The organism is Parasedimentitalea nitratireducens, from assembly GCF_057444295.1.
Genome location: NZ_JBYAXC010000001.1, coordinates 498,223 through 523,382, shown reverse-complemented (window position 1 = coordinate 523,382; position 25,160 = coordinate 498,223). Strand labels below are relative to the sequence as shown.

At 57.3% G+C, this 25,160-nt stretch carries 26 protein-coding genes; 15 read left to right on the top strand and 11 right to left on the bottom strand.

The window, feature by feature from the left end; genetic code table 11:
* Nucleotides 1-89: 89 nt before the first annotated feature.
* The gene (locus AC2T28_RS02705; protein ID WP_486747403.1) at nucleotides 90-335 is read left to right on the top strand and encodes a hypothetical protein; all 246 of its coding nucleotides are present in this window, start codon (nucleotides 90-92) and stop codon (nucleotides 333-335) included.
* Between the two features lie 74 nt (nucleotides 336-409).
* On the opposite strand, the gene leuD is transcribed toward AC2T28_RS02705, so the two are convergent.
* From leuD to AC2T28_RS02690, 3 genes are read right to left on the bottom strand one after another with little or no spacing between them, the layout of a single operon-like run.
* A complete protein-coding gene (gene leuD / locus AC2T28_RS02700) occupies nucleotides 410-1,015 on the bottom strand; it encodes a 3-isopropylmalate dehydratase small subunit (RefSeq protein ID WP_486747402.1) in 606 nt (201 codons plus the stop codon).
* A gap of 12 nt (nucleotides 1,016-1,027) precedes the next feature.
* Nucleotides 1,028-2,431, bottom strand: a complete 1,404-nt coding sequence (leuC, locus tag AC2T28_RS02695; RefSeq protein WP_486747401.1) for a 3-isopropylmalate dehydratase large subunit — start codon at nucleotides 2,429-2,431, stop codon at nucleotides 1,028-1,030.
* Nucleotides 2,432-2,484: 53 nt separating this feature from the next.
* On the bottom strand, nucleotides 2,485-2,583 hold the full coding sequence (locus AC2T28_RS02690; RefSeq protein WP_486747400.1) for an isopropylmalate isomerase: 99 nt from the start codon (nucleotides 2,581-2,583) through the stop codon (nucleotides 2,485-2,487).
* Between the two features lie 307 nt (nucleotides 2,584-2,890).
* Here AC2T28_RS02690 and rsfS point away from each other — a divergent pair, with 307 nt between their 5' ends.
* The gene (gene rsfS / locus AC2T28_RS02685) at nucleotides 2,891-3,244 is read left to right on the top strand and encodes a ribosome silencing factor (protein WP_486747399.1); all 354 of its coding nucleotides are present in this window, start codon (nucleotides 2,891-2,893) and stop codon (nucleotides 3,242-3,244) included.
* Nucleotides 3,245-3,301: 57 nt separating this feature from the next.
* Nucleotides 3,302-3,772 carry a 23S rRNA (pseudouridine(1915)-N(3))-methyltransferase RlmH gene (gene rlmH / locus AC2T28_RS02680; RefSeq protein ID WP_486747398.1) on the top strand — a complete coding sequence of 157 codons (471 nt, stop codon included), beginning with the start codon at nucleotides 3,302-3,304 and terminating at the stop codon, nucleotides 3,770-3,772.
* A 45-nt stretch (nucleotides 3,773-3,817) separates the two neighbouring features.
* Here the strand turns inward: rlmH and AC2T28_RS02675 are convergent, their stop codons facing one another.
* Together AC2T28_RS02675 and AC2T28_RS02670 are read right to left on the bottom strand one after the other, a co-directional pair.
* The gene (locus tag AC2T28_RS02675) at nucleotides 3,818-4,171 is read right to left on the bottom strand and encodes a hypothetical protein (protein WP_486747397.1); all 354 of its coding nucleotides are present in this window, start codon (nucleotides 4,169-4,171) and stop codon (nucleotides 3,818-3,820) included.
* A gap of 35 nt (nucleotides 4,172-4,206) precedes the next feature.
* Entirely contained in the window at nucleotides 4,207-4,917 is a 711-nt protein-coding gene (locus AC2T28_RS02670) for a DUF599 domain-containing protein (protein WP_486747396.1), read from the bottom strand.
* A 79-nt stretch (nucleotides 4,918-4,996) separates the two neighbouring features.
* Here AC2T28_RS02670 and AC2T28_RS02665 point away from each other — a divergent pair, with 79 nt between their 5' ends.
* The 6 genes from AC2T28_RS02665 to AC2T28_RS02640 all read left to right on the top strand — a co-directional run bounded on the left by AC2T28_RS02665 (nucleotide 4,997) and on the right by AC2T28_RS02640 (nucleotide 10,717).
* Nucleotides 4,997-6,442, top strand: a complete 1,446-nt coding sequence (locus AC2T28_RS02665; protein WP_486747395.1) for an FAD-linked oxidase C-terminal domain-containing protein — start codon at nucleotides 4,997-4,999, stop codon at nucleotides 6,440-6,442.
* A 41-nt stretch (nucleotides 6,443-6,483) separates the two neighbouring features.
* Nucleotides 6,484-7,617, top strand: a complete 1,134-nt coding sequence (locus tag AC2T28_RS02660; RefSeq protein WP_486747394.1) for an FAD-binding protein — start codon at nucleotides 6,484-6,486, stop codon at nucleotides 7,615-7,617.
* On the top strand, nucleotides 7,614-7,853 hold the full coding sequence (locus tag AC2T28_RS02655; protein ID WP_486747393.1) for a CPCC family cysteine-rich protein: 240 nt from the start codon (nucleotides 7,614-7,616) through the stop codon (nucleotides 7,851-7,853). Before AC2T28_RS02660 ends, AC2T28_RS02655 begins: the two co-directional genes overlap by 4 nt.
* 3 nt (nucleotides 7,854-7,856) lie before the next feature.
* A complete protein-coding gene (gene glcF / locus AC2T28_RS02650; RefSeq protein WP_486747392.1) occupies nucleotides 7,857-9,179 on the top strand; it encodes a glycolate oxidase subunit GlcF in 1,323 nt (440 codons plus the stop codon).
* Nucleotides 9,180-9,363: 184 nt separating this feature from the next.
* Nucleotides 9,364-10,101, top strand: coding sequence for a trypsin-like serine peptidase (locus tag AC2T28_RS02645; RefSeq protein ID WP_486748006.1), 738 nt, complete (start codon nucleotides 9,364-9,366; stop codon nucleotides 10,099-10,101).
* Nucleotides 10,102-10,252: 151 nt separating this feature from the next.
* Nucleotides 10,253-10,717: an Hsp20 family protein gene (locus tag AC2T28_RS02640; RefSeq protein WP_486747391.1), complete on the top strand. Its 465-nt coding sequence runs from the start codon at nucleotides 10,253-10,255 to the stop codon at nucleotides 10,715-10,717.
* A 148-nt stretch (nucleotides 10,718-10,865) separates the two neighbouring features.
* Here AC2T28_RS02640 and AC2T28_RS02635 read toward each other — a convergent pair whose 3' ends face one another.
* The gene (locus AC2T28_RS02635; RefSeq protein ID WP_486748005.1) at nucleotides 10,866-12,794 is read right to left on the bottom strand and encodes a vWA domain-containing protein; all 1,929 of its coding nucleotides are present in this window, start codon (nucleotides 12,792-12,794) and stop codon (nucleotides 10,866-10,868) included.
* 38 nt (nucleotides 12,795-12,832) lie between these two features.
* Nucleotides 12,833-13,369, bottom strand: coding sequence for an RNA polymerase sigma factor (locus tag AC2T28_RS02630; RefSeq protein ID WP_486748004.1), 537 nt, complete (start codon nucleotides 13,367-13,369; stop codon nucleotides 12,833-12,835).
* 180 nt (nucleotides 13,370-13,549) lie between these two features.
* Here AC2T28_RS02630 and AC2T28_RS02625 point away from each other — a divergent pair, with 180 nt between their 5' ends.
* Entirely contained in the window at nucleotides 13,550-13,975 is a 426-nt protein-coding gene (locus tag AC2T28_RS02625) for a globin (protein WP_486747390.1), read from the top strand.
* 23 nt (nucleotides 13,976-13,998) lie between these two features.
* Here AC2T28_RS02625 and AC2T28_RS02620 read toward each other — a convergent pair whose 3' ends face one another.
* Nucleotides 13,999-15,471: an NAD-dependent succinate-semialdehyde dehydrogenase gene (locus AC2T28_RS02620; protein ID WP_486747389.1), complete on the bottom strand. Its 1,473-nt coding sequence runs from the start codon at nucleotides 15,469-15,471 to the stop codon at nucleotides 13,999-14,001.
* 190 nt (nucleotides 15,472-15,661) lie between these two features.
* Between AC2T28_RS02620 and AC2T28_RS02615 the strand changes: the two genes are divergently transcribed.
* The 3 genes from AC2T28_RS02615 to AC2T28_RS02605 all read left to right on the top strand — a co-directional run bounded on the left by AC2T28_RS02615 (nucleotide 15,662) and on the right by AC2T28_RS02605 (nucleotide 18,466).
* Nucleotides 15,662-16,447 carry an alpha/beta hydrolase gene (locus AC2T28_RS02615; RefSeq protein WP_486747388.1) on the top strand — a complete coding sequence of 262 codons (786 nt, stop codon included), beginning with the start codon at nucleotides 15,662-15,664 and terminating at the stop codon, nucleotides 16,445-16,447.
* 141 nt (nucleotides 16,448-16,588) lie between these two features.
* Nucleotides 16,589-17,797, top strand: a complete 1,209-nt coding sequence (locus AC2T28_RS02610; RefSeq protein ID WP_486747387.1) for a M24 family metallopeptidase — start codon at nucleotides 16,589-16,591, stop codon at nucleotides 17,795-17,797.
* 348 nt (nucleotides 17,798-18,145) lie between these two features.
* The gene (locus AC2T28_RS02605) at nucleotides 18,146-18,466 is read left to right on the top strand and encodes a hypothetical protein (protein ID WP_486747386.1); all 321 of its coding nucleotides are present in this window, start codon (nucleotides 18,146-18,148) and stop codon (nucleotides 18,464-18,466) included.
* Between the two features lie 35 nt (nucleotides 18,467-18,501).
* Here AC2T28_RS02605 and AC2T28_RS02600 read toward each other — a convergent pair whose 3' ends face one another.
* The 3 genes from AC2T28_RS02600 to AC2T28_RS02590 form a co-directional block, all read right to left on the bottom strand.
* Nucleotides 18,502-19,308: a phosphodiesterase gene (locus AC2T28_RS02600; protein WP_486747385.1), complete on the bottom strand. Its 807-nt coding sequence runs from the start codon at nucleotides 19,306-19,308 to the stop codon at nucleotides 18,502-18,504.
* A gap of 148 nt (nucleotides 19,309-19,456) precedes the next feature.
* The gene (locus AC2T28_RS02595) at nucleotides 19,457-20,704 is read right to left on the bottom strand and encodes a lytic murein transglycosylase (protein ID WP_486747384.1); all 1,248 of its coding nucleotides are present in this window, start codon (nucleotides 20,702-20,704) and stop codon (nucleotides 19,457-19,459) included.
* A gap of 81 nt (nucleotides 20,705-20,785) precedes the next feature.
* Nucleotides 20,786-21,907, bottom strand: a complete 1,122-nt coding sequence (locus AC2T28_RS02590; protein ID WP_486747383.1) for a serine/threonine protein kinase — start codon at nucleotides 21,905-21,907, stop codon at nucleotides 20,786-20,788.
* 387 nt (nucleotides 21,908-22,294) lie between these two features.
* On the opposite strand from AC2T28_RS02590, the gene AC2T28_RS02585 reads away from it, so the two are divergent.
* Nucleotides 22,295-23,380, top strand: coding sequence for a hypothetical protein (locus AC2T28_RS02585; RefSeq protein ID WP_486747382.1), 1,086 nt, complete (start codon nucleotides 22,295-22,297; stop codon nucleotides 23,378-23,380).
* Nucleotides 23,381-24,030: 650 nt separating this feature from the next.
* On the top strand, nucleotides 24,031-25,152 hold the full coding sequence (locus tag AC2T28_RS02580) for a hypothetical protein (RefSeq protein WP_486747381.1): 1,122 nt from the start codon (nucleotides 24,031-24,033) through the stop codon (nucleotides 25,150-25,152).
* The last annotated feature ends 8 nt before the right edge of the window (nucleotides 25,153-25,160 follow it).

Here is a 25,160-nt window from a genome sequence, read left to right as displayed (position 1 = left end):
AATCATTCGGCGATCGTGATTCGCCGTATTTTTGAGAGGAGTAATGAGTTTTGGCCTATGTTACTTTGACCCTTTGGTCTGCCGAAGAAATGACAGACGAAATGATCGCTACTGCAAATGATAAATACGTTCCGCTGGTTATGTCGGTTGGGGCGACGGGTGTGCAGATGGTACGCACTGGTGATTTAACGATGTGTGTGATTACCCAGTATTCAGATGCGGCAACGGCCGCTGCGGCTCAGGAAAAGATTGCTGAGGTTCGAAAAGAGGCGGCGGGTGAGTTTTCCATGACTATGGAAGGTGTTCACGCCGGGGAAGTGTTCGCTAGCGACTGATCTAGCAGAAACCGTACTAAAAAAGGCCGCCCATTTCTGAGCGGCCTTTTGTTTGTCTTAGGCAATTCGCCAGATCAGACCCAAGGGCGTGCCTGCGCAGCCTTTTCTTCGAACGTGTCGATCGAAGCCACTTTTTCCATGGTCAGACCGATGTCATCCAGACCTTCGAGCAGGCAGTGCTTTTTAAACGCATCAACGTCGAACTTGATCACGTCACCATCGGATGTGGTGATTTCCTGGGCTACCAGATCCACGGTCATCCGCGCGTTGGCGCCTTTTTCAGCGTCAGCCATCAGAATGTCGACCTGCTCTTGTGGCAGAACGATTGGCAGGATGCCGTTCTTGAAGCAGTTGTTGAAGAAAATGTCAGCAAACGATGTCGAGATCACACATTTGATGCCAAAATCAGCAATCGCCCACGGTGCGTGCTCGCGTGACGAGCCACAGCCAAAGTTGTCACCGGCCACCAGAATATCAGCATCCCGGTACTGCGGTTTGTTCAGTACGAAATCAGCGATCTCGGTGCCGTCGCGGTTGAACCGCATCTCGTCAAACAGGTTCTTGCCAAATCCGGTCCGCTTGATCGATTTCAGGTGGACCTTTGGGATGATCATATCGGTGTCGATATTGACCAGCGGCATTGGGGCAGCGATGCCCTGGAGTTTTTCGAATTTTTCCATCTTGCTAGCTCCTTATACCAGCTCGCGTACGTCGGTCAGCTTGCCGGTCAGTGCAGCTGCGGCGGCCATTGCAGGGGACACCAAGTGGGTGCGGCCCTTATAGCCTTGGCGACCCTCGAAGTTGCGGTTCGAGGTCGAGGCACAGCGCTCGTGCTCGGACAGCTGATCGGGGTTCATTGCCAGACACATGGAGCAACCTGCCAGACGCCATTCAAAGCCAGCCTCGACAAAAATCTCGCCCAAGCCTTCTTCTTCGGCCTGTGCACGAACCAAGCCGGAACCCGGAACGATCATGGCACGCATGCCGTCTTTGATCTTTTTGCCTTTGACCACATCAGCCACGGCGCGCAGATCTTCGATGCGGCCGTTGGTGCAGGAGCCGATAAAGACGGTGTCGATTTCGATGTCGGTCAGGTTGGTGCCGGATTCGAGGCCCATATAGTCCAGAGCCCGCTTGACCGCGTCGACCTTGCCACCGGTAAAGTCTTCAGGGAACGGAACCTTGGCGGTGATTGGCAGAACGTCCTCGGGCGAGGTGCCCCAGGTCACAACCGGCTGGATGTCTTCACCTTTCAGGGTGACGACCAGATCGAATTTTGCACCTTCGTCGGTGAACAGGGTTTTCCACCAGTCCATCGCAGCTTCCCACTGGGCACCCTTGGGGGCGTGGGCACGGCCGTTGACGTATTTAAAGGTGGTCTCGTCCGGAGCAATCAGGCCAGCGCGGGCGCCGCCTTCGATGGCCATGTTGCAGACGGTCATGCGACCTTCCATCGACAGATCACGGATTGCTTCGCCGCAATACTCGATGACATAGCCAGTGCCGCCGGCGGTGCCGGTTTCACCGATCACAGCCAGGGTGATGTCCTTGGCGGTCACACCCGGCTGCAATTTGCCAGTGATCTCGACCTTCATGTTCTTTGACTTTTTCTGGATCAGCGTCTGGGTGGCCAGAACGTGCTCAACCTCGGACGTGCCAATACCATGCGCCAGTGCGCCAAATGCGCCGTGCGTCGCGGTGTGGCTGTCGCCACAAACCACGGTCATGCCGGGCAGGGTCCAGCCCTGCTCTGGGCCGACGATGTGCACGATACCCTGACGGATGTCGTTCATTGGGTAATAGTGAATGCCAAATTCCTTGGCATTGGAATCCAGCGCGGCAACCTGAATGCGGCCTTCTTCGTTTTCGATGCCGTTGACGCGATCTGGCGTGGTGGGCACGTTGTGGTCTGGAACTGCGATCGTCTTATCCGGTGCGCGAACCGTGCGACCGGTCATACGCAGACCTTCGAACGCCTGGGCGCTGGTGACTTCGTGAACCAGGTGGCGGTCGATATACAGCAGGGTAGTGCCGTCTTCTGCTTCATGCGCAACATGCGCATCCCAGATTTTGTCATAGAGCGTTTTGGGGGACATGTGTCCTCTCCCGTCTTGTAATTTTTAGAGGCTAGCTGAGGGGCGGGCGGGCATTATAGCCGGGCCAGCACCGAGCGGGCGGCGCCATAGAACCGCTCGCGCAGGCGGGCGCGATCTTGCAGTTCGATTTTTTGGGCCGGTACTGGGGTCATGCCTGTCAGTTATAGGGGCTGGCAGGTGCAATCAAGGGTTTGCCACAGCCTAGCGTGGTAAACAGGGCAAAGATTGGCCAGATTCCTTGTATGCATGGCTGCTACCCTCTTCGCTCTGTCGTGCAGATCGGGCACAGAGGCGCCTTGATTCGCTTCAAATCGTCCCGGCCTCGTTGAAAACCGGTCTGAGGCTTGCTATTTTTGTCCTATCCCCAGCGCCGGGGGACGGACGGCGCGCAAAAAGGAGGACGATGTCCTGTCACCCGAATCCGAGGCGGTTGAAACCGCTGACCAAGGAGCTGCTGTGATGGCTGCTCAATCCCGACCAAGCAGCGATGAGTTGCTGGCCCATATCCTTACCTCGCTTGACGAAGACAAAGCCGAAGATGTTGTGCAGATCGATCTGCGCGGCAAGACCGAGATTGGCGACTATATGGTGATTGCCACCGGTCGTTCGACTCGTCAGGTTTCTGCGCTGTCGCAAAAGCTGGCTGAGCGGATCAAGCAAGACTATGGGTTTACCTGTAAGACTGAGGGCCGTGATACTGGCGACTGGGTTCTGATCGATACTGGCGATGTGATCGTCCATATCTTCCGCCCAGAAGTTCGTGAGTTCTATCAGCTCGAGAAAATGTGGCTGGGTGGCGATAGCGCCGTCTAAGCACTGATGTTGGATTGGCCCGTGCAGTTGCGCGGGCTGAGGTTGGGGTAGACCGCTGTGCGTGTGCATCTTTGCGTCGTTGGCCGCCTAAGGGCAGGCCCCGAGAAAACTCTGATCGATGATTATCTGACCCGGTTTGACCGTAGCGGCCGCGCAATGGGGCTGGGCCCCGCGCGCGTGGTCGAGGTTGAAGACAAGAAAAACGCCGGCATGGGCGCCGAGGCGGCACTGCTGCGTAAGGCCCTGCCCAAGGGTGCAGTGATCTGTACGCTGGATGAGCGTGGCAAGGTGATCTCCTCCCCCGATTTTGCCCAGAAAATGGCCGGATGGCGTGACACTGGGTGTCAGGACCTGGCGCTGATCATTGGCGGGGCCGATGGCATTGACCCCAGCCTGCGGGCCGAAGCCGATTTTTCAATCTCCTTTGGCAAGATGGTCTGGCCGCATATGCTGGTGCGGGTGATGCTGGCCGAGCAGATCTATCGGGCGGTTACGATCCTGAGTGGCAGCCCGTATCATCGGGTCTGACACAGCTGAGCGCGCCTGAGGGCGCATGTATTCAAGATAAGAAGATCAGGGCAGGGTGACGGTTGTCATTTGGTTTGCCCAGCCGTCGACCAGGCAGCGGGCCTGAATTTGCACTTGGGTCGTGCCATCCGGGATCTGAACATTACCCAGGGAACGGGTAAAGGGTTGTTCCTGCACATGGGGATGCGCCAGAACCCGAAGGCCTAACTCGTTACCCTCCATATCCAGCACGCGCCAGCCATCGGCGTAATGATCCCAGCCGGTATCAGGATGCGATAGGGTGACGTGGAATTGCCAGCCGCTGCCAAAGTGCTGGGCTTTGACATGTTCGATATTGGGATCATCTGCCAAAGCAGGCATCGCGATGGTGGTTAGGATCAATGTAAGAAACTGTTTCATACCGGCACCCTAGCGGAGCGATATGAAAAGAGGACTCACGTTGTTGTGTCTGGTGGAATCTGCATCAGGGTTTCGCGTGATTGCGACACAAACTCGCGGCGGTAGAGCATGGCCAGGGTGATGACTATAGCACCGATAAGGGCAAAAGCCCCTGCCAACCAAGCCACTGCGGCTAAGGCGAAATAGGTCGAGCGCATACCGCGATTAAAGCTGCGGGCGGCGTTGATGCTGATCTCAGCGGCCTGGGCGGCGCGGGGATAGGCCTGATCGCCATCCGGCTTGTTGGGAACCGCGGCCATTATGACGGCGCAATAGCCAAACAAGCGGTGTGCCCAGACGTATTTCAAAAACGCATTGGCCAGAAACATCAGCACCAAAAGCAGTTTGATCTCCCAGACAAAGGCAGGGATCTGATCAAGAGTGAGGTCGCTTGCAAGGCCTTGCAATTGTTCGGTGTTGCCGATCAGGGCGAGGCCGCCGCCAATAGCAATCATCGCCGCCGAGGCAAAGAAAGTGGCCCCCTGACGCAGGCTGCCGATCAGTTGCGCATCAAACACCCGCGGTTCGCGGGTGACCATCTGGTGCATCCAGCCGCGACGGAAGTCCTCCATCAGGATCGAGACCGAGGGGCGGCCCGGAGCGGGATTTTCGATACGCCAACCGATCCATATCCAGCCCCCGACTAGCAGGGCTAAGGCCACAAAATCAAAGGAGGAAAACAGGGCGAGGCGGTCAATCCAGATCATGGCCGCACTGTAGCGCGACAAGTTGGTTCTTGCCAGCGGGTATAAATTGGTAATATTATTTTACCAAAGGAGAGTCTTGATGCAGATGCCATCCCCAAATACTGCGATTCTGGCGCGCAAAGCTGAACTGGTTGCGAAGCTTGCAGCGGTTTTGCCCAAAGATGCGTTGATCCAGGATGAAGCCGAGACACGTGCCTATGAGTGTGACGCGCTGACGGCTTATCGTTGTCCGCCGATGCTGGCGGTGTTGCCGCGCACTACGCAGGAAGTCTCGGATGTTTTGCGCATTTGCCACCAGATGGGGGTGCCGGTGGTGCCGCGTGGGGCGGGGACATCGCTAGCGGGCGGGGCGCTGCCCACAGCCGACAGCGTGATTCTGGGTGTGGCGCGGATGAACGAGGTGCTGGAGACGGATTACGACAACCGTATTATCCGGGTGCAGACCGGCCGCACCAACCTGAGTGTGTCGGGCGCGGTTGAGGAAGAGGATTTCTTCTATGCGCCGGACCCATCGTCGCAGCTGGCCTGTGCGATTGCCGGCAATATCGCGATGAACTCAGGCGGGGCGCATTGTCTGAAATATGGCGTGACCACCAACAATCTGATGGGTGTGACCATGGTGATGATGGATGGCACTGTGGTTGAGATTGGCGGCGCGCATCTGGATGCCGGAGGCTTGGATCTGCTGGGGGTGATCTGTGGCAGCGAAGGCCAGTTGGGCGTGGTGACCGAGGCCACGCTGCGGATTCTGCGCAAGCCCGAGGGCGCGCGGCCTGTGTTGATTGGTTATGATAGCAACGAGGTGGCCGGCGCCTGTGTGAGTGACATCATCAAGGCAGGTGTTTTGCCGGTGGCGATCGAGTTCATGGACCGCCCCTGTATCGAGGCCTGCGAGGCCTTTGCCAAGGCGGGGTATCCGATGTGCGAGGCGCTGTTGATCATTGAGGTCGAGGGCAGCCCGGAAGAGATCGATCATCAGTTGGGGCTGATTATCGAGATTGCCCGGTCTCATAATCCCGTGGAGCTGCGCGAGGCGCAGGATGCGGATGAGGCCGGGCGGATCTGGTTGGGCCGCAAGTCGGCGTTTGGCGCGATGGGGCAGATCAATGATTACATGTGTCTGGATGGGACCATCCCGGTGACCGAACTGCCCTATGTGCTGCGGCGGATTGGTGAGTTGTCCAAGCAGTACGGGTTGGGAGTGGCGAATGTGTTCCATGCCGGGGATGGCAATATGCATCCGCTGATCCTGTTTGATGCCAACAAGCCGGGGGATTTGGAGCTGTGTGAGGACATGGGCGCCGATATCCTGAAGCTTTGTGTTGAGGTTGGCGGTTGTCTGACCGGTGAGCATGGTGTTGGGGTCGAGAAGCGGGATCTGATGTTGCATCAGTACTCACCTGAGGATCTGGAGGCGCAGCTGAAGGTCAAAGATGTGTTTGATCCGCAGTGGTTGCTGAACCCGGCCAAGGTGTTCCCGCTGTCAGTGACTGAAAGTCGGCGTGCTGTGGAACTGAGCAAGTGATGGGGGCTTTGCCCCCAAACCCCCAGAATATTTAAGGCCAGATGAAGAAGATGATGTTGAAGCCGAAATCCGAGACAGAACTGGCCGAAATGATTGCTGGAGCGGGTGGCCCCTTGTGCATTCAGGGCGGCGGAACTCGTGGATTTGAGAGTGACGGGCAGGTGTTGAGCACCAGTGGGCTAAGTGGTGTTGAGTTGTATGAACCGGGAGCGCTGACGATGGTGGCGCGGGCGGGAACGCCGGTGGCAGAGATTGAGGCCCTGTTGGCGGAGCATGGGCAGCGGCTGGCGTTTGAGCCGATGGATCATCGCGGGCTATTGGGCACTGATGGCGAGCCGACAATCGGGGGAGTGTTTGCCGCCAATGTGTCGGGTCCTCGGCGTAATCAGTGTGGGGCTGCGCGGGATTTTCTGCTGGGGGTACGGTTTGTCGATGGCGTAGGCCAGGTGGTCAAGAATGGTGGCCGGGTGATGAAGAACGTCACGGGCTATGATCTGGTCAAACTGATGGCGGGCGCGCATGGGACGCTGGGAGTGTTGAGCGAGGTGTCGTTCAAAGTGCTGCCCAAGCCGGAATGTACCGGAACATTGGCCTGGCGTGGGCTTGGATGGACTGCGGCGTCGAAGGTGTTTAGCGAGGCCCTGAAATCGCCATATGACGTGACCGGGGCAGCGCGGCTCCCTGCACCTGCTGGTGGCCACTCTACAACACTGATCCGAGTGGAAGGGTTTGAGGACTCTGTAAAGTATCGGTTGGCGCAGTTGAGAAAACATTTTGCAGACCTGACGCCGGATAAGCTGACAATTGATGCGTCTGAAAATACCGACTATTGGCGGTGGACCCGGGATGTTGCCCCGTTTGCAGGTAAGCTAGGAGATGTGTGGCGGACATCGGTCAAACCCACGGACATGATCGATGTGACTGGAAAGTGGGACTATGATCACGTGGTAGACTGGGGTGGCGGGCTGATTTGGAGCTTGGTGCCAGAGGGGAAGGACTTTCGGAAGGTTCTTGGGGAGCTGAATGGGCACAGCACCTTGGTTAGGGCGTCACAGGAAACGTTCGGCCGTTTGGGGCAGTTCCAACCTCAGCCCGCGCCGCTGGCGGCGATTTCAGCTGGGCTGCGGGCTAAGTATGACCCGCGAGGGATCCTTAATCCGGGGCTGATGGGATGAGTGAAATAGAGCAATGTGATTGCCCCTGTTGTGGCGCGGGTGGTGCGTTTGAAGCGCCTGGCCACCACGACATCTGGACGACCTGCGGTTGGCAGGACGACCCTATACAGCGAGTACATCCGGATTATGAAGGCGGAGCCAATGATCAGTCTCTTAATCAGGCCTGCGCGAACTACCTGAAGCACGGCCACAGTGATCCTCTTCAACCTTATTGTACGCCAGACCAATCGGAATAAGCCATGCAAACGACATTCACCAAAGAGCAGTTGAGTGACCCTGCGATCGAGCGGTCAAATGAGATCCTGCGGTCCTGTGTGCATTGTGGGTTCTGCACGGCGACTTGCCCGACCTATCAGGTGCTGGGGGATGAGTTGGATAGCCCGCGCGGGCGGATCTATCTGATCAAGGATATGCTGGAAAACAACCGGGTGCCGGATGAGAAGACGGTGAAGCACATCGACCGATGTTTGTCCTGTCTGGCCTGTATGACCACTTGTCCGTCGGGCGTTCATTACATGCACCTGGTGGACCATGCGCGGGCCTATATTGAGGCGAACTATAAACGGCCGTTTAGTGATCGTGCCCTGCGGTGGATCCTGTCTCGGATCTTGCCCTATCCGGGGCGGTTCCGGTTGGCGCTGCTAGGGGCAAAAATTGCGCGGCCGTTGCGCAACCTGATGCCTGATCCGCGGTTGAAAGCGATGTTGGAGATGGCGCCGAAACGTATCCCTCCAATCAGCCGTAATGACAACCCGCAGAGTTTTGCCGCTGTGGAACCTCGCAAGAAACGCGTGGCGCTGATGACGGGCTGTGCGCAAAAGGCGCTGAATACGGATATCAATGATGCCACTATACGTTTGCTGACGCGGTTGGGATGCGAGGTTGTGGTGGCCGAGGGCGCGGGGTGTTGCGGTGCGCTAACCCATCACATGGGGCGCGAGGATGAGAGCCATGCGGCAGCGGCAAAGAACATTCACGCTTGGGTGGCGGAAATGGATGGCGCGGGGCTGGATGCGATTGTCATCAACACCTCGGGCTGTGGCACCACTGTTAAAGACTATGGGCATATGTTCCGCAATGACGCCTTGGCGGAGGATGCGGCGCGGGTATCGGAACGGGCGATGGATGTATCCGAGTTGTTGATGCAGTTGGATTTGCCCATGGGCGCAGACAAGGGGCTGACTGTGGCCTATCACGCGGCCTGTTCCCTGCAGCATGGCCAGCAGATCAAGACACATCCCAAGACCCTGCTGAAACGGGCTGGGTTCAAAGTGGTGGAGCCTGCGGACAGCCACCTGTGTTGCGGGTCGGCCGGCACCTATAACCTGATGCAGCCAGAGATTTCGGGGCAGCTGAAAGAACGCAAGGTGCGGACCTTGGAGGCCAAGAAGCCCGACGTGATTGCGGCAGGTAACATTGGCTGCATGATGCAAATCGGGTCGGGGACGAAGCTGCCGATCATGCATACTGTTGAGTTGCTGGACTGGGCAACCGGGGGGCCGCAGCCGCCAGCGATGACCGAGCGAGGCAAGCGGGGGCCGGACATCCCCGTGTTGCGTTGATCACGCCCATAACAATTTTAGGAACTGGGGCTGTTCACAACCGGGCTTTGCCGTAATTTTGCCGCGAGGCGCCATTAACTTGTGATTCACTGGCGCGGTGGAGGCGAGCTTTTTGCGACATTGGATCTTGGCATGTGTGACGGCGCTAGCGCCATTGGTGGCAGCGGCACAAGACAGTCGTCTGATGCGAATGGACACCACCGACGCTGGCCGCGACTGGCAGGCGGTTGGGCGGTTGGATGTCAATGGTGACGGGTTTTGTACCGGCGCGTTGATTGCCCCGGATCTGGTGCTAACAGCTGCGCACTGCTTGTTTGACGCAGAGACCAAGGCACCTATCCAGCCTGACACCATCGAATTTCTGGCCGGTTGGCGTAATGGGCGGGCGTCGGCTTATCGCACGGTGCGCCGCGCGGTGATGCATCCGGATTATATTTATGACGGTGAGGTTTCGACTGACCGTGTGCGCAATGACATTGCGCTGCTGCAGTTGCAGCGGCCGATCCGCAATACCACGGTCACCCCGTTTGAAACCGACGTGCGGCCCCGCAAAGGAGCGCGCATCGGCATTGTCTCCTATGCGCATGACCGTTCAGAGGCCCCATCGCTGCAGGAAGTTTGCGGGGTGATGTCGCGCCAGCAGGGTGTGTTGGTGATGTCATGCGATGTTGATTTTGGCTCATCTGGCGCGCCGGTGTTTTCATTTGACGGTGACAGGCCGCGGATTGTGTCGGTGGTATCAGCCAAGGCCGAGGTCGATGGTGAACTGGTGGCGCTGGGATCTGCCCTGGCAGAAGAGCTGGACCTGTTGCAAGCACAGCTGACCGGGGTGCAAACGGGTGGACGCCTTCCGCCGGGAGTTGGCCGTGTGACGGTTGGCGGTGCACGCAACAATACCGGGGCCAAGTTTATTCGAAACTGAGCTGACAACGCGGATCAGTTGCGGGTTCTTGAAAGTCCAAAATCATTGCATATCTGAGTTCTACTGGATCGCCGCTGAAGGGATCCGGTGACGAAATGCCTGTCCCAAGAGGGAAGGCGCACACTGATATCGCTCTGAATGAGGATGAGACATGCGTACATTTGATTTTGCCCCGCTGCACCGGGCTTCCATTGGCTTTGACCAGATCGCGGATCTGATGGATCGGGCCCTGAGTTCGGACGGAACCCAACCCAGCTACCCCCCTTACAATATCGAAAAGACCGCCGCCGATGCCTATCGGATCTCGATTGCCGTTGCGGGTTTTTCCGAGGATGACCTGAACGTCGAAGTGAAGGAAAACGGGCTGATCGTGACGGCCAAAAAAGCACCCGATGACAGCGAGCGCAGTTATCTGCATCGTGGCATTGCCACCCGCGCGTTTGAGCGGCGATTTACCCTAGCCGATCATGTGCGGGTTACCGGGGCCAGTCACGCTGATGGAATGCTGCATATCGATCTGCAGCGCGAGGTGCCAGAAGCCCTGAAACCCCGCCGTATTGAGATCTCACCAAAGAGCACTAAGTCTAATCTGGTAGAGGATAAAACAGTCAACTAACGTGTTTCCGGCTTGCTATGAGCAGGTGACGCATCAGATCGGTCTTCTGCCAGAGATCGTGTTAGGACCGGTGTAAACTTCTTTCCCTAGTTAACCGGGACTGGACCCCCCTTGGCGCCCACCAAGGGGGGTTTTTCTGTGTCGTATGTTACTGGCTTAGACTATCTGCCAGACGCATCAGTTGCACGGCCTGGGCGCGGTAGCCAAAGGCATCGGTTTCTTTGGCGCCATTGGCCAGATCAATCGCCTGTTTGTAGGACCAGTTACCCAAGTAAGGGCTGCGTTGCAGCAGCTGGCCAAAGCCCGCAATTGCACTGGCGAATTGCATGTCCGGTGTTGCCACGCCGCCGGGCAGGATCGGGGTTTCGATCAACTCGCTGGTGTCGTTTCCGGGGCGTTTGTAGCGCAGCCGCAGGAAACCGTATTCTTCGCTGGTAGCGGTGACTTCCGCGGGCTGATAGCGCAGCGGGTCACTCAGCCGGGCTGGGCTGCCAACCGGTGTGACCTCGTAAATCGCGGTCACGGTGTGGCCAGCGCCGATTTCGCCGGCATCCACGCGGTCGTTGTTGAAATCCTCACGGCGCAGGGCGCGGGTCTCATAGCCGATCAGACGGTATTCAGCCACCTGGGCCGGGTTGAACTCTACTTGGATTTTGACGTCGTTGGCGATGGGGAACAGGGCACCGCCGAGTTGGTCGACCAGAGTTTTCTGGGCCTCGGATAGAGTATCAATATAGGCGGCCTGGCCGTTGCCGTTCTGCGCCAGCGTCTGCATGGTGGCATCGTCCAGATTGCCGCGGCCAAAGCCCAGCACCGAGAGATAGGTTCCGGTTTCACGTTTTTTGGAGATGAAGTCCTTGAGCTCGTCCGGGTCGTGGATGCCGACGTTGAAGTCACCATCGGTGGCCAGAATGATCCGGCTGATATCGTTGTCACCCGACATGGATTCAGCGGTGGCATAGGCCTGTTGCAAGCCAGCCTGACCAGCGGTGGATCCGCCCGCGTCGAGCTTATCAAGTGCCGCCATGATGGTAGAGCGGTCGCTGGCTGGGGTTGGGTCAAGCACCTGACCAGCAGAGCCGGCATAGGTGACGATGGCCACCTGATCGGTGGGGCGGAGTTGGCCGAGCATGAGCTGGAAGCTTTGTTTCAGTAGGGGCAGCTTGTTGGCGCTGTCCATGCTGCCGGAGGTGTCGATCAGGAACACAAGGTTCAGCGGTGGGCGGTCTTCGACTGCGGATTTTTGCCCCTGCAGGGCGATATGCACCAGTTGCGTTTCCGGGTTCCACGGGGTGTTGATCACCGTGGCCTGGGTGGAAAACGGCTGATCGTCTTGTGGTGCAGTGTAGTCGTAGGGGAAGTAGTTCACCATTTCCTCGATCCGGACCTGTTCGGGGCTGGGCAAGCGGCCGTTGTTCAGGCTGGAGCGGAGGATGGCATAGGAGGCCGTATCCACATCAATCGAGAAGGTCGAAACCGGCTCTTCGGTGGTGATTTTCAGCGGGTTGGGTTCAGCCTCGGGGAAGGCCTCGGTATCGGGTTCTGGCTGGATGACCTGATCATGGTCGGCATAGCCGGGAGCCGGGGGAGCAATGGTGCGCTTGGCCAAAGAACTGGGCGCGACGACACCGGCCATGGGCGGTGGGGCGCTGGCTGTCATGGGGGCTTCGGCGAGTTCCATCACGGGTTCAGGCGCGGCCATCAAAGCAGAGCTGTCGTCGGCAAGTTGAGCTTCCATCTGGTCTACAATCAAGCGTTCTTCGACTTCGGCGCGTGCACGTTGATCGGTTTCCGTTACTCCGCGAGCTTCGACCAGATCTAGTCGCAGACGCTGTTGCAGGTCGGGGAGATAAACAAACAGACCTACAGCAACCATGGCAGTGGTGGCGGTCATCACGTGGCGGGCGGAAATGGATTTCAACATATCAAATGCTCCTCTGAACAGGCCCTTTTGCGGGCGATCAGAGGTGAAACGGGGCTGCGCCGTGGATTCTTGGCGGCGGGCAAAGTTTTTTTCGGCCAGAGCGATATTTTCTGCCTTGCGCGCGGCATCTGGCGTCGGCGTGGCGGCGCGCATTGCGGATTTCAGATCGTCTAGGTCGTCAAAGGGGTCGCTCATGATGCGTCCTCCTGTTCTTTCAGGGTGCGCAGGTGCTTTTTGGCTTCGGACACCCGCCAGCTGATGGTGCCGGGGGACACGTCGAGGATTTCGGCGGCGTCGGCGTGGGTGACGTCGTCCAGTATCAAGGCCAGTGTGTCGCGCAGATCATCCGGTAGGGCGCGCATGGCCCGGGTGAGCCAGTCGAGCTGGCTGTTGGTGTCGGCAATCGCAGCCTGACGATCCACTTCCCAATCGCCCCAGCCATCAGCGGCCTTGTTACGGGTGGCGGCGCGGCGGCGTCGGTCGTGGGCGGCGTTGACAACCACTTTGTATAACCAAGTGCTGAACCGGGCGCTTGGCTGGTAATGTGCCATCTTGTCGGGCAAGGCGGCGCAGATGTCCTGGGTCAGGTCTTCGGCTTCAGCCCGTTGGCCAGTGAGGCGAAAGGCCAGTGCAAACACGCGATCGTAGTGGCGACCCAGCAAGGCGGAAAAAGCCTCGGTATCGCCATTTGCTGCAGCCGCAGCCAGTTGCTGATCATCCACCGTCATACGCATGTCATAGCTTGTAACGCAGGTGGATGGCGAGTTCTTGGTTAGGTGTGAGGTTTTTTCGGCAGGTGTTGATCAGTTTTGAAAAGATGTGTTTTAAATGCATGATTTGTCACCAGAAATGTCCCGTGACAGTTGAAATGCCGAAGCCAATGTTGAAACTGGTCAATGTGCGAACCAATGACGACTAAGAAGGAAGACGAAATAATGGCTGATCAGGTTGAGTTGGTTCAATCGAGCTTTTCAAAGGTTTTTGGTAAGAAGGCGGTGCTTTCCAGCAGAATTTACGCTGAGCTGTTTGACCAGGTTCCGTTTAGTCGCGAGTTCATGCAAGACACGGCGTCTTTGCAGAAAGAGGGATTTATTTCCGTTCTGATAAGGCTGATGCAGATCCCGCAGGTTGGTTCGAGTGCTCAAAAACGCATGGATGAGCTGAGGGCAATGCATCTGGAAATGGGCATCACTCCACCACAAATCGAACAAACCAGGGGAATTATTGTCCGCGCATTTCGAGATGAATTGGTTTCGGATCTGACACAGGAAGAGCTTGAAGCCTGGGAGCAGTCGATTGGACGCTTCTCCGCGGATTTATCGGCGGGACTGTAATAGCCCCGCCAAAGTAATTTAGATCAGACTGACATGCAGATGTATTTCATCTCCAGGTAATCCTCGATGCCGTGGTGGCTGCCTTCGCGGCCCAAGCCAGACTGTTTGACGCCACCGAATGGGGCCAGTTCAGTTGAGATGATGCCAGTGTTGACGCCAACAATGCCGTATTCCAGCTCTTCGGCCACCTTGTACACGCGGCTTAGATCTTTGGCATAGAAGTAGGATGCCAGACCAAAGATGGTGTCATTGGCCAAGGCGATGACCTCATCCTCGTCTTCAAACTTGAACAGTGGGGCCAGCGGGCCGAATGTTTCATCTGTGCTGAACAGCATGTCCTTGGTGGCGCCGGTAACGATGGTTGGCTGGAAGAAGGTGCCGCCCAGTTCAGATGGGTTGCCGCCCAATATGACCTCGGCGCCCTTGGCGGTGGCGTCGGCGATGTGGTCCTGCACCTTGGTCACTGCCTTGGCGTTGATCAGCGGGCCAAAGTCAATGCCATCATCCAATCCATCGCCAATGTTCATCTTTTCAACAGCGGCTTTTAGCTTGGCGGCGAATTCGTCATAGACACCGGCCTGCACGTAGATCCGGTTGGCGCAGACACAGGTCTGGCCGTTGTTGCGGAACTTGCACATGATCGCGCCTTCGACGGCGGCGTCGATGTCAGCGTCGTCAAACACGATGAACGGAGCATTGCCGCCCAGCTCCATCGAGCATTTCATAACCGTGTCAGCGGCCTGACGCATCAGGATGCGGCCGACCTCGGTTGATCCGGTGAAGGTCAGTTTGCGCACCGCGTTGTTTTCGCAGAACTCCAACCCGGTTTCCGAGGCATTGGAGGATGGCACAACGTTGAAAACGCCTGCCGGGATGCCTGCACGATCAGCCAACACGGCAATCGCAGTGGCGGACAGGGGGGTCAGTTCAGCGGGGCGGGCGACAAAGGCACAGCCAGCAGCCAGCGCAGGGCCGGCCTTGCGGGTGATCATCGCGTTGGGGAAGTTCCAAGGGGTGATCGAGGCGGCAACGCCGATGGGCTGTTTCAGCACGGTGATTCGTTTATCGCGCTGGTGGCCGGGGATGGTTTCGCCGTAGATGCGCTTAGCTTCCTCGGCAAAGAATTCGATAAACGAGGCGCCATAGGCGATCTCGCCACGGGCCTCGGCCAAGGGTTTGCCCATTTCGGCAGTCAGGATCACGGCCAGGTCTTCCTGGTTCTCCATCATCAGGTCGTACCACTTGCGTAATACGTTTGCGCGTTCCTTGCCGGTCCATTTGGCCCAGTCTTTCTGCGCAGCTTCGGCCTGAGCGATGGCACCTGCGACCTGTGGGCGTTTGATGTCAGCGACCTGAGCGATAACATCACCACGGGCCGGATTGGTGACGTCAAATGTACCGTCGCCGTCAACAAATTGGCCGCCGATATAGGCGCGTGCTTCCAACAGGCTGGGGTCTTTCAAAAGGGAATGAAGTTCGGTGGTGGTGTCGAGCATGGGGGCCTCCCGGAATTGATTTGTCGGATGCAGAGCAGTTGTGTGTTGATATGTCCAGAAAGATCCATGAGTCCAGAATTTGATCAAATATTCGTGCTGTAATTTTTGATAGTGCACGATCAGTAAGAATATTTGACATTTGGACCCAGCGAATATCCTTTAGGCCTAAAGAAATTCTTGGGGGATGGATATGGAATTGGACGACGCATATAGCAACGGTGCATATATCGATGGCGCAGACACGTATCCGCCGCGCTGGGCAGCCGAGGCTGAAGCACTACGGGTAGTGCTGGGGGAGCGGGCGAAGCTGGACATTCCCTATGGCGAAAGCGAGCGCCAGCGGTTTGATCTGTTCTTACCCGAAGGAGAGCCCAAGGGGATATTTGTCTTTGTCCACGGCGGGTACTGGCTGCTGTTTGACAAGAACAGCTCGTCTCACCTAGCGGCCGGGATGCTGGCGCAGGGATGGGCGGTGGCGATGCCGTCGTATGATCTGTGTCCGGACGTTTCGATTGCTGATATCACGCGTCAGATTGCTGCTGCGGTTACCTGTGCTGCCAGAGAAGTTGACGGCCCGATTTCGTTGGCGGGGCATTCTGCTGGCGGACATCTGGTGGCGCGAATGCTGGACAAAGGCCTGTTGCCTGCCGAGGTAGGGGAAAGACTGCGCAATGTGGTGCCAATCTCGCCTCTGTCGGATCTGCGACCATTGCTGCGGACCTCGATGAACGAGAAGTTCCGGATGGATGAGGATGCGGCCGAGGCCGAAAGTCCGATTCTGATGCAGGACCGCTATGATGCCTCCGTTACCGTTTGGGTTGGCGCGGATGAGCGCCCGTCGTTTCTGAACCAGGCGCAATGGTTGGCGGATGCCTGGGGCTGTGATCAGAAAATTGAACCGGGAAGGCATCATTTCGACATCATAGATGCGCTTAGCGACACCAACAGCGAAATGGTCGCAATTCTCACAAAATAAAACTTGCGCGGCGGGGAAATCCGCCGCAATTTCCAGCCAAGGGCCAGGCGATGGCGTCGCCGCATGAGATCCATGCTGCCCTATATCAAAAAAAACCGTCCTGAACGCCGGGACCTTTCTTGTAAGAAGGAAGGGTCGAACATGACTTCACGTCCTGAAATGTATCGTTTTCACAATGGTGAAAAAGCACCTTTGCAGTTTGCCGAGGCTGAATATGCCAACCGCGTTGCGGGCCTGCGCAAAATCATGGTGGACAAAGGCGTTACCGCTGCTGTTTTCACCTCGATGCACAATATCTCGTATTACTCGGGCTTCACTTACTGCTCTTTTGGCCGCCCCTATGGGCTGGTTGTCACCGCTGACGAATGCGTGACAATTTCTGCTGGTATTGACGCGGGCCAGCCTTGGCGCCGCTGCTATGGTGACAACATCACCTATACCGATTGGCAGCGCGACAACTACTGGCGGGCGATTCTGTCGGTATCTGGTCCAGACGCAGTAGTGGGCTATGAAAGCGACCACCTGTCGTTGCTACAAAAGGGCAAGCTGGAGCATTACCTGAAGCCTAAATCCACCGTGGACCTGTACGAGGCCACCATGGTGCAGCGGATGGCGAAATCAGAGGCTGAGATCGAGATGATCCGCCAGGGAGCTGCGGTTGCTGACGTGGGTGGCTTTGCCATTCGCGATGCGGTCAAGGAAGGCGTGCGTGAGATCGACGTGGCGATGGCTGGGCGTGACGCGATGGAGCTGGAGATTGCCAAGCGTTTCCCTGATGCAGAATACCGTGACAGTTGGGTCTGGTTCCAGTCGGGTATCAACACCGACGGTGCCCACAACCCTGTGACAGCGCGCAAGTTGCAGCGTGGTGATATCCTGTCGTTGAACACTTTCCCGATGATTTCCGGCTATTACACTGCGCTGGAGCGGACCATGTTTGTGGGCGAAGTGGATGCCGAGAGTTTGAAGATCTGGGAGGCCAATGTTGCGGCCCATGAATATGGCATTTCACTGCTAAAACCCGGCGCTAGCTGCGCCGAGATTACCCACAAGATCAACGCCTTCTTTGAAGAGCAGGATTTGTTGCAGTACCGCACCTTTGGCTATGGTCACTCGTTTGGGGTGCTGTCGCATTACTATGGTCGTGAGGCGGGTCTGGAGCTGCGCGAGGATATCGACACGGTGCTGGAACCTGGCATGGTGATTTCGATGGAGCCGATGCTGACCATCGCTAACGGTCAACCCGGTGCCGGTGGCTACCGCGAGCATGATATCTTGGTGATCCACGAAGACGACAACGAAAACGTCACCAAGTATCCATACGGACCAGAGTTCAACGTTGTTGGGTGAGCAGGCTTCCCGGAAACGGTCCGGTGGACCGTTTCGCCTGTGAACGGGCGGAGCCCCGGCGACGGGCTTCTCCCGTCCGTCGATCACGCATCTTAGATGCGCTCGTCCCGTTGGGCCTGGCACTGCGCGTGGCGCAGTGCCAGAAGGAGATTGCTGAGAAGCGCCTTAGGGAACAGGTCTGCCCCTAAGGTCGCCAATTCGAGTTTGTTTTCAAGAGCCGCGTCAAGGGCAAGCCGCTGCGCGGGCGCTGATGCGCCCCTTGACCCGTCGCGATTAGAAGCTCAGGTGTCTACTGAGAGTATTGGTTTTGGCATTTATCAGAAATTTAGTGAATTTGATTTGAATGACATGAATGACTTTCGCGACCTAGAAGAACTGTTGGATGCCAATGGGTGGACTGTTCGTAGTCGTGAATTTGGACAAGAGAACTGGTGGATCTCGCAGATCTGGGAACTGACGTCGAAATGGACACCCGTTGGACGGCAGGTGTTTTTGAACTTTCTTATTGATCAACAGAACGATGGGACGCCACGAGAAAATGACGTTTGGTGTGTAGAGATTACTGAGGAATGGCCTGTTGAGGCGCATTGGTCAGCTGATATTCGAACCTCTCCAAAGTGGCCAGAACGGTTGAAGGAAATCATTGCCAAGGTGAATGAGCTTAGGTGATTTCTGGAACTTTAATAGGTCAATGTTCTTCGAGGCTACACAGCATCGTTTGAAGCCTCTGTTACCCCAAGCTCGAACTCACAGAATTGTTCATACTGCAGATTCACATCACCCCCAGAAATTGTCAGGACGCCCAGATTAGAGGCCTCTTTGGCGGGCTGGAAAGTTTCCCATGTCCAGGCAGGGCGTGGGGCGGGAGCTTGCAGCGCGATCGAGCGCATGGTGGCAAAGGGGATGCCGCGTATGGTGCCGGTGATGGGGCGGTGGACGTGGCCAATGAACAGGTGTTTGACGCAGTTGTATTCGGAGATCAGGTTGAGAAGGGTATCGCCGTTCAGCAGATTTTCGGTGTCTTGAATGGGCAAGTCCAACGGCATTGGCGGGTGGTGCATGAACAGGTAAACCGGGGTGTCGCCCGCGTTTTGTAGGATGTTTTGCAACCACGATAGGCGGGCGCTGCACATTTCGCCTGCGTCCGATCCGGGTTTGAGGGTGTCCAGGCAGGCAATTGTGCCATCCGGGGTGTCCAGCCTGTACTGGACAAACGCGTCCTTGCAGGACTGCGGTAGGGGGAGGTGGTCGCGGAGCAAGGCGCGGTCGTCGTGGTTGCCGACCATTGGCATCACGGGGATCGACAGGGTGGACAGCATGTCTTGTAAAGCCCGGTAGCCCGCGTCGGTGCCACGGTTCACCATGTCGCCGGATATGACGCAGAAATCGGCGTCGTGGTGGCGCTGGTTTATATGGTCGATGGCGGCCTGCAGGCGGATACGCGGATCGTGGCCCATCAAGTCGCCTTGGTCTGCGAAATGTGGGTCGGACATCCAGATGATTTTGACCATTGTGCTCTCCTGCGGAAATTCGAATCTCAGATTACGAGATCAATTGTAGGCAGAGTAGGTGAACCTTCTCGCGAAGGTCGAGCAGGGACGGCACATTTTTGTGCAGCAAGCGCCAAGTTTGGCCGTCCAGCCCATTTTCTGTCGGAGCTTAACCGGTTCCGCGCAGGCTTCTGAGAAGATCGACGCTTGGCTTGCCGGTGATCGGCAGCCCAACGCTTTGCTGATAGGCGCTGATGGCGCTTTCGGATTTCTTGCCGATCACACCGTCGGCGCCTTCGGTGTCGAACCCCTTGGCGGTCAGGCGCTGTTGCAGTTCTTTGCGGTTGTCGAGCGTCAGGCCGTATTCATCGGGGGGGAAGGTGCCACGGATGGGCGGGCCACCGTTGATCCGGTCGCTGAGGTGGCCGACGCCAATCACGTAGCTTTCGGAGTTGTTGTAGCGGGTGATCACCGTGAAGTTGCGGAAAGTCATGAAGGCGGGGCCGTTTGGGCCGGTCGGTGCAATGATCGAGGCCGCGCCATAGTCGGGCACGGAGCGCCCGTTCATGTCGAGCACGCCAGAGGTGGCCCAGGCAGCAGTGCTGCGGCTGACGCTGCGGCCAAAGGGGCCTTGGAACCCTTCCGGCAATTTAACCTCGACACCCCAAGGTTGGCCTTTGGTCCATCCGGATTTTTTCAGGTAGTTGGCGGCCGAGGCCAGGGCGTCGGTGGGATCATCCGACCAGATGTCACGGCGGCCATCGCCACGGAAATCGACGGCATAGGCTTGATAGGTGGTTGGGATGAACTGGGTGTGTCCCATGGCGCCGGCCCAGCTGCCGGTCATCCGGTCGGGAGAGATGTCGCCATTTTGCAGGATGCGCAGGGCGGATATCAGTTGTTTTTCAAAGAAGTCACCACGCCGCCCATCATAGGCGAGAGTAGCGGTGGCCGAGATCACCGGCACCGAACCGCGCCGGGCCCCATAGCGGCTTTCCAATCCCCAGACGGCGGTGACAACGTGGGATTCAACGCCGTATTGCGCCTCGATCTGCGATAGCACCTGACCGTGTTTGGCCAGCATGGCCTTGCCGTCTGCGATGCGTTCATCCGAGGCGGCGATGGCGATGTAATCCTGAAGCGAGCGTTTGAATTCGGTCTGGTTGCGGTCGCGTTCGATCACGCCGGGCAGGTAGCCGACATTGCGCATGGCCCGGTTCAGGGTGGATTCCGTTATGCCCTTGGACAACGCGCGGGATTTGAAACCCGCAACCCAGGCGTCAAACATGGGGTTGGGCGCTGGAGGGAAGGCGGGTTGGCTGCGGCTGGGGGAGGGCGAAGCCGTTATGCTGTTGGTACAGGCCGACAACGCCGTTGCCGCCAGCCCGGTCAGTGCTGTGCGTCTGGTTAGGATCATGATACCGCTCATTGCTCATTATTATTGTCCCCACCCTGAAGCGAGTGGAGACAAACGGCAAGTTGCTCGGCGGTTCTTGGCCTATTGGTTGGGGAAGTAATCCTCGCAATCGCCGTCGCGATAGACGTCGGCGGTGCAGCAGTGCAACCCGCCACCAAATGCATAGGCGTCGCGCAATTCGACCTCGACCACTTCCATGCCCAGCTTGTCCATCTGCTCGGCCTGGTAAACCTCGGACTTTTCAACGCAGACGGTTTTGGGATCCAGTACCAGGACGTTCATGCTGAGCCAGGTTGAGGAGTAACACAGCGGCGGTGGGGTGTTATGCGCAGGCTGCGCACTGTCGACGATTTCCCAACCGTTCTTGTTGAACATTTCGCGCTGGGCCTCGGGCAGGCGGCGTTGCGGGTTATTCAGGATCAAACCGGGGCGCAGCGGGGTAAAGGTGGCGTCAATATGGATCGGGTAGGGGTCACCGGGGAAGTTCACGGTGTGCACGCGATGATCCGGGAAGTGACGGCGCAGCCATTCGATGCCTTTCAGGTTGGTGGTGAACCCGTGCTGCACCACCAGATCCTTGCCAAACCGCAGCACATCGGCGGCGTCGAACAGGGGTTCTTCCTCGGTGGTGACAAAGAACTTTTCCTCAGCCCACTGCAGGCGCTTGGTATCGCCAATTTTGTCGCTCAGGTAATCGGGATGATAGTCGGCATCGGTCAGGCGGGGCTTTGGCGCGGCCTCGTGGCGGAACTTTGGGTCGTCCTCCCAATACTGTTTCAGCAGCGGGCGGTAGTTCAGATATTCAAACCAACGGCAACGATAGGACATCGTTGCCTCGAGCATCTCGTGACCAACCGTCAGCAGCACGTCACGCGGAGGCATGCAGCCAAACTGGCTTTCGGTGTGAAAGTCAGGTGTCGTCACCGGCTTCGAGTGATCGATGGAATTGGGACGGTCAACTTTAATGCCCAGGCCCTGCAGCTGGCTGGCAAAGTTGTCGAGCAACTCGTTCGCACGGTCGATGGTTTCCTGTGGGCGGCGGCCCCACTGGCCACGCATGTCGCTGTCTTCGGGGACTTTAGCCTCGAGTGCCGGTTCTTCGGGTGGGATGTGGCAATCATCGGCGCGGCCTACGATCACATGGCGCAGCGTGTCCCATTCGTTCCAGCTTTTGACTTCGGTTTTATCTGGTGACCAGGCCATGAGCCGTCTCCCGTTCTGCGGAAGACCAAAGGCGGGGCCCTCAATCTTCCGATTGAAAGTCCCGGCGTACAGGAACATGAAAAGATGCAAGAGGCTGTGTGCTCTCCGGCGACGCCATCGCCGTGTGTACAGACGTGTGTATACCATCGAAAAATCAAGCGTGAAAGACGTTTTCGAGGCCGTGTCGGGTGGGCGTTAGATTCCTTTTCGACGCAGAAAGCGCTCCACTCTTGGGCGAAACCGGCTCCAACGGGCTTTCCTCTTTCCATTGTGCGGCCTGTCTGCAACACTTGCGCCGAGATTTTGCAAACTGCCCCGCAATCTGATGTAAATTGAATTTACATCCCCATGTAGAGGGCAAGGAATTTTAAGGGAGAGAGGGAGATTATGAGCAATTCCCAGTTTGACGAGATGGTTAAAGAAAGCCAGGCCAAGGTGACAGAGTCGCAGGCCAAGATCGAAGCCCTGACCTCACGTATTGAAGCGGCGCGCAGCAAGATTGATGCGGGTGAAAATGCTGACATCGATATTGAGAATGCAACTCTGGAAGATGTGCATGCCCATACCGAAGTGATGAACAGCAATATTGCTGAATTGATCATGGGTTTGGATGATGTGACCTCGGCGTTCTCGCAGGATTTCGACGAGATGCGCAACAAGACCGGCTGGGAGAGCTTTGTTGGTGTGTTCAGCGCCGGGAAATCGGACTCGATGCGTCAGGAACGGATGCGTACCGCCAATATCGACGACAAACTGCAGGACTTGATTGCCAAGTCAGACACTATTGTTCAGCTGCTCGAGGGGCAGCTGGCCGTTCTGGATGAGCAAAAGGAAAAGGTACAGGTCAACCTGACCAAGACCTTGGACGAGCGTGAGTTCACCGTGCAGGAGCTGGAGAACGTGCGGGCTGAGATTCTGGCGCTGGATCCCAAGATCATCGCCCTGGAAGGCAAGATCTCGGTTGAGCAGGACGCCGCAGCGCGCACCAAGCTGGAAACTGAACTGGCGGATCTGAACGCGGGCTATAACGCCATGGTGCAGGACGAGCAGGTCAAGCTGGCCAAGAGTCAGACGCTGGAGCGTTACATCGAGAAGGGCAAGACCTGGGTCGATTCACTCCAGAACCAGGCGGCGACGCAGATGGTGCTGATCAACAAGCTACAGACAGACACCCAGCAGCGGGTAGTGCTGTATGATGCGCTGACCAAATCGTTGAAGACGGCGCAGCAGCAGGACGTGGCGCACCGGATCAACGAAATTGGTGTGAAGACCGATCAAGAAGCACAGACTGCAATGGCGGCGATTGGGTCAGCGACCAACAAGAAAATGGCCGACATGCTGGATGCGCACGAGGACCACATGGTGTTTGCCCGCGACGTGCTAGAGAAGAAGGCCAAGGCGGATGAGCGCTTTGCCCGCCGGTTTGCCAAGATTGTCGAGAAGCATGACAAGAACCTGTATGGGGGTTCGTAGTCTAAAGGTAGCGCTCTATGCCTTTGTGCTTCTTGTGGCCGCCTTATTTATTGCGTGCATTTTGGACGTGTTTGGATGTGGTGTGGAAGCCGAGACTTGTGAAACCGTTAGGCGAAATTTCTGCCGTGTAGTCTCTCGTGGTGTTGGAAAGTTTATCGGCACTGCATTGAAGGCATTATGACCATGGTTTTGTGCAGGCGATGTCTGACTGGAATTGGGGGAGTGAAATGACCTGCAAAGGACAGTGCTGGTCCGCGGGCGGAAGCGAAGCGCTCGTCGTTTTTGCCAAAGGCAAACCTGCGGTTTCACCGGGGGTGGGCGCTGACCGTGCCGCAAGCGACACGGATGAAAACGCTGCTATATGAAGTTTTATGCTGACCAGTCAGGGAGATAGGAACTCTTGAAAAGAGAATTTGGGAAATTGATTGCCGATGCGATTTTTGGCCCCCTTGAGGCTTGGAAAATCTTGTTCCTATTAACTGTGGGGTTGGCCGTGGATTGGTCGGCAGGGAGCAACAGGCTGATCAGTGTTTTTCCCTATTCGCCTTGGGTGGTCTGGATCGCGGTGCTAATTTTATGGTGGATTGTTATCCTGATGGCCCTTGCAAACCGGCCCAATCGGAAGCTGCCAAAATTCGAGGATAAGGTCGATGACTGACCCAGCAAAAGATCACACCGGCCTAAGCGATACCTTCGCCTCGCGGCGGTATTTCAAGAAGTTTGAGATCATCACGGAGCATCTGACACGCGTGGCCGGCACGATGCAGGCTGAAGGCGGATTGGGTAAGCATGATGTTCGGGCGCTGACTGGCTACCTGATGCGGCTGAACTTCACCTTTCGCGCGCTCAGTATGAAATACCTGCTGGTGGGGCGTGACACGGGCCGTTTCTTTGGCTCGCTGGCGATGGACAAACGCGACAGTGGCTTCCCGGTGGCGGCTGAACTGATGACCATGGCCAATGACGCGCAGCAGGCCGAAGGGCATCTGGCCAATATGCCTTCCGAGGAACAACTGAAAGACGACATGGTGCGCCGGATCATCGCCGACCAAGAGGTGCCAACCAAGCTGCAATTCGCGCTGTCACAGCGGCTCTATTACGAGGAGCTGCTGAAGGGTGAACTGTTCTGGACACAGAACGACCCCGAGTGCCAGTGGCTGGGCAAAGCTGACGGCGAGCGCCGCAAGTTTTTGGTGCATTGGGCGGCCTATGACAGTCAGGTCAACCTGCCGGTAATCTACCTGATGGAGCTAGAGGACAGCGGTAAGACCTCGCTGCCCAAGGACCAGTATCGCTGGCCTGAGGTGCAGGCGCATCTAATGGCGCAGGGTTTGGCGGGGCTGAAGCTGTTGACCATCGCCAAGGGCTTTGATGAGGATTTTGACGACCTGCACCCCAAACGGCTGCGGCGGTATCACGTGGGGCCGATGTATTCCTCGGCCTATACCGAACAGTCCGGCCCGCTGCGCCGGGTGCTGGAGGACGCGGAGTCGCCCGAGGGGCAAGACTGGGCGATGGCCTGGACCATGGAAGAGTTGACCAGCGAGGATGTACGGCAAGAGCGGTCAGGCTGGTTTGGCAAAGTGGACCGCGAGGTGTTTGCGCTGGATCCCTTTGGTGGGCGTGGGGCCGATACCGGTGCAACGCAAACCCAGCGGTCGATCATCTTGCCGCAACGGCCGTTTCAGGTGCTGGCCGAGCAGGACCCGCCCGGGTTTGGTGATGTGCGCAAATTTGTGGTCAGCGATGCCGGACAGGTGTTGCGGTATTAGGTTTTAGG

What these genes read in the sequence shown, in the direction of transcription:
- AC2T28_RS02585 (WP_486747382.1), top strand. Translation starts at nt 22,295, where the DNA reads ATGAGCAATTCCCAGTTTGACGAGATGGTTAAAGAAAGCCAGGCCAAG.
- AC2T28_RS02625 (WP_486747390.1), top strand. Translation starts at nt 13,550, where the DNA reads ATGACGACTAAGAAGGAAGACGAAATAATGGCTGATCAGGTTGAGTTG.
- AC2T28_RS02595 (WP_486747384.1), bottom strand. Translation starts at nt 20,704, where the DNA reads ATGATCCTAACCAGACGCACAGCACTGACCGGGCTGGCGGCAACGGCG.
- AC2T28_RS02605 (WP_486747386.1), top strand. Translation starts at nt 18,146, where the DNA reads ATGAATGACTTTCGCGACCTAGAAGAACTGTTGGATGCCAATGGGTGG.
- rsfS (WP_486747399.1), top strand. Translation starts at nt 2,891, where the DNA reads ATGGCTGCTCAATCCCGACCAAGCAGCGATGAGTTGCTGGCCCATATC.
- AC2T28_RS02665 (WP_486747395.1), top strand. Translation starts at nt 4,997, where the DNA reads ATGCAGATGCCATCCCCAAATACTGCGATTCTGGCGCGCAAAGCTGAA.
- AC2T28_RS02655 (WP_486747393.1), top strand. Translation starts at nt 7,614, where the DNA reads ATGAGTGAAATAGAGCAATGTGATTGCCCCTGTTGTGGCGCGGGTGGT.
- AC2T28_RS02590 (WP_486747383.1), bottom strand. Translation starts at nt 21,907, where the DNA reads ATGGCCTGGTCACCAGATAAAACCGAAGTCAAAAGCTGGAACGAATGG.
- leuD (WP_486747402.1), bottom strand. Translation starts at nt 1,015, where the DNA reads ATGGAAAAATTCGAAAAACTCCAGGGCATCGCTGCCCCAATGCCGCTG.
- AC2T28_RS02690 (WP_486747400.1), bottom strand. Translation starts at nt 2,583, where the DNA reads ATGACCCCAGTACCGGCCCAAAAAATCGAACTGCAAGATCGCGCCCGC.
- AC2T28_RS02705 (WP_486747403.1), top strand. Translation starts at nt 90, where the DNA reads ATGACAGACGAAATGATCGCTACTGCAAATGATAAATACGTTCCGCTG.
- AC2T28_RS02620 (WP_486747389.1), bottom strand. Translation starts at nt 15,471, where the DNA reads ATGCTCGACACCACCACCGAACTTCATTCCCTTTTGAAAGACCCCAGC.
- AC2T28_RS02640 (WP_486747391.1), top strand. Translation starts at nt 10,253, where the DNA reads ATGCGTACATTTGATTTTGCCCCGCTGCACCGGGCTTCCATTGGCTTT.
- AC2T28_RS02580 (WP_486747381.1), top strand. Translation starts at nt 24,031, where the DNA reads ATGACTGACCCAGCAAAAGATCACACCGGCCTAAGCGATACCTTCGCC.
- glcF (WP_486747392.1), top strand. Translation starts at nt 7,857, where the DNA reads ATGCAAACGACATTCACCAAAGAGCAGTTGAGTGACCCTGCGATCGAG.
- AC2T28_RS02600 (WP_486747385.1), bottom strand. Translation starts at nt 19,308, where the DNA reads ATGGTCAAAATCATCTGGATGTCCGACCCACATTTCGCAGACCAAGGC.
- AC2T28_RS02645 (WP_486748006.1), top strand. Translation starts at nt 9,364, where the DNA reads ATGCGAATGGACACCACCGACGCTGGCCGCGACTGGCAGGCGGTTGGG.
- AC2T28_RS02675 (WP_486747397.1), bottom strand. Translation starts at nt 4,171, where the DNA reads ATGAAACAGTTTCTTACATTGATCCTAACCACCATCGCGATGCCTGCT.
- AC2T28_RS02670 (WP_486747396.1), bottom strand. Translation starts at nt 4,917, where the DNA reads ATGATCTGGATTGACCGCCTCGCCCTGTTTTCCTCCTTTGATTTTGTG.
- leuC (WP_486747401.1), bottom strand. Translation starts at nt 2,431, where the DNA reads ATGTCCCCCAAAACGCTCTATGACAAAATCTGGGATGCGCATGTTGCG.
- AC2T28_RS02610 (WP_486747387.1), top strand. Translation starts at nt 16,589, where the DNA reads ATGACTTCACGTCCTGAAATGTATCGTTTTCACAATGGTGAAAAAGCA.
- AC2T28_RS02635 (WP_486748005.1), bottom strand. Translation starts at nt 12,794, where the DNA reads ATGCGCGCCGCCACGCCGACGCCAGATGCCGCGCGCAAGGCAGAAAAT.
- AC2T28_RS02615 (WP_486747388.1), top strand. Translation starts at nt 15,662, where the DNA reads ATGGAATTGGACGACGCATATAGCAACGGTGCATATATCGATGGCGCA.
- AC2T28_RS02630 (WP_486748004.1), bottom strand. Translation starts at nt 13,369, where the DNA reads ATGACGGTGGATGATCAGCAACTGGCTGCGGCTGCAGCAAATGGCGAT.
- AC2T28_RS02660 (WP_486747394.1), top strand. Translation starts at nt 6,484, where the DNA reads ATGAAGAAGATGATGTTGAAGCCGAAATCCGAGACAGAACTGGCCGAA.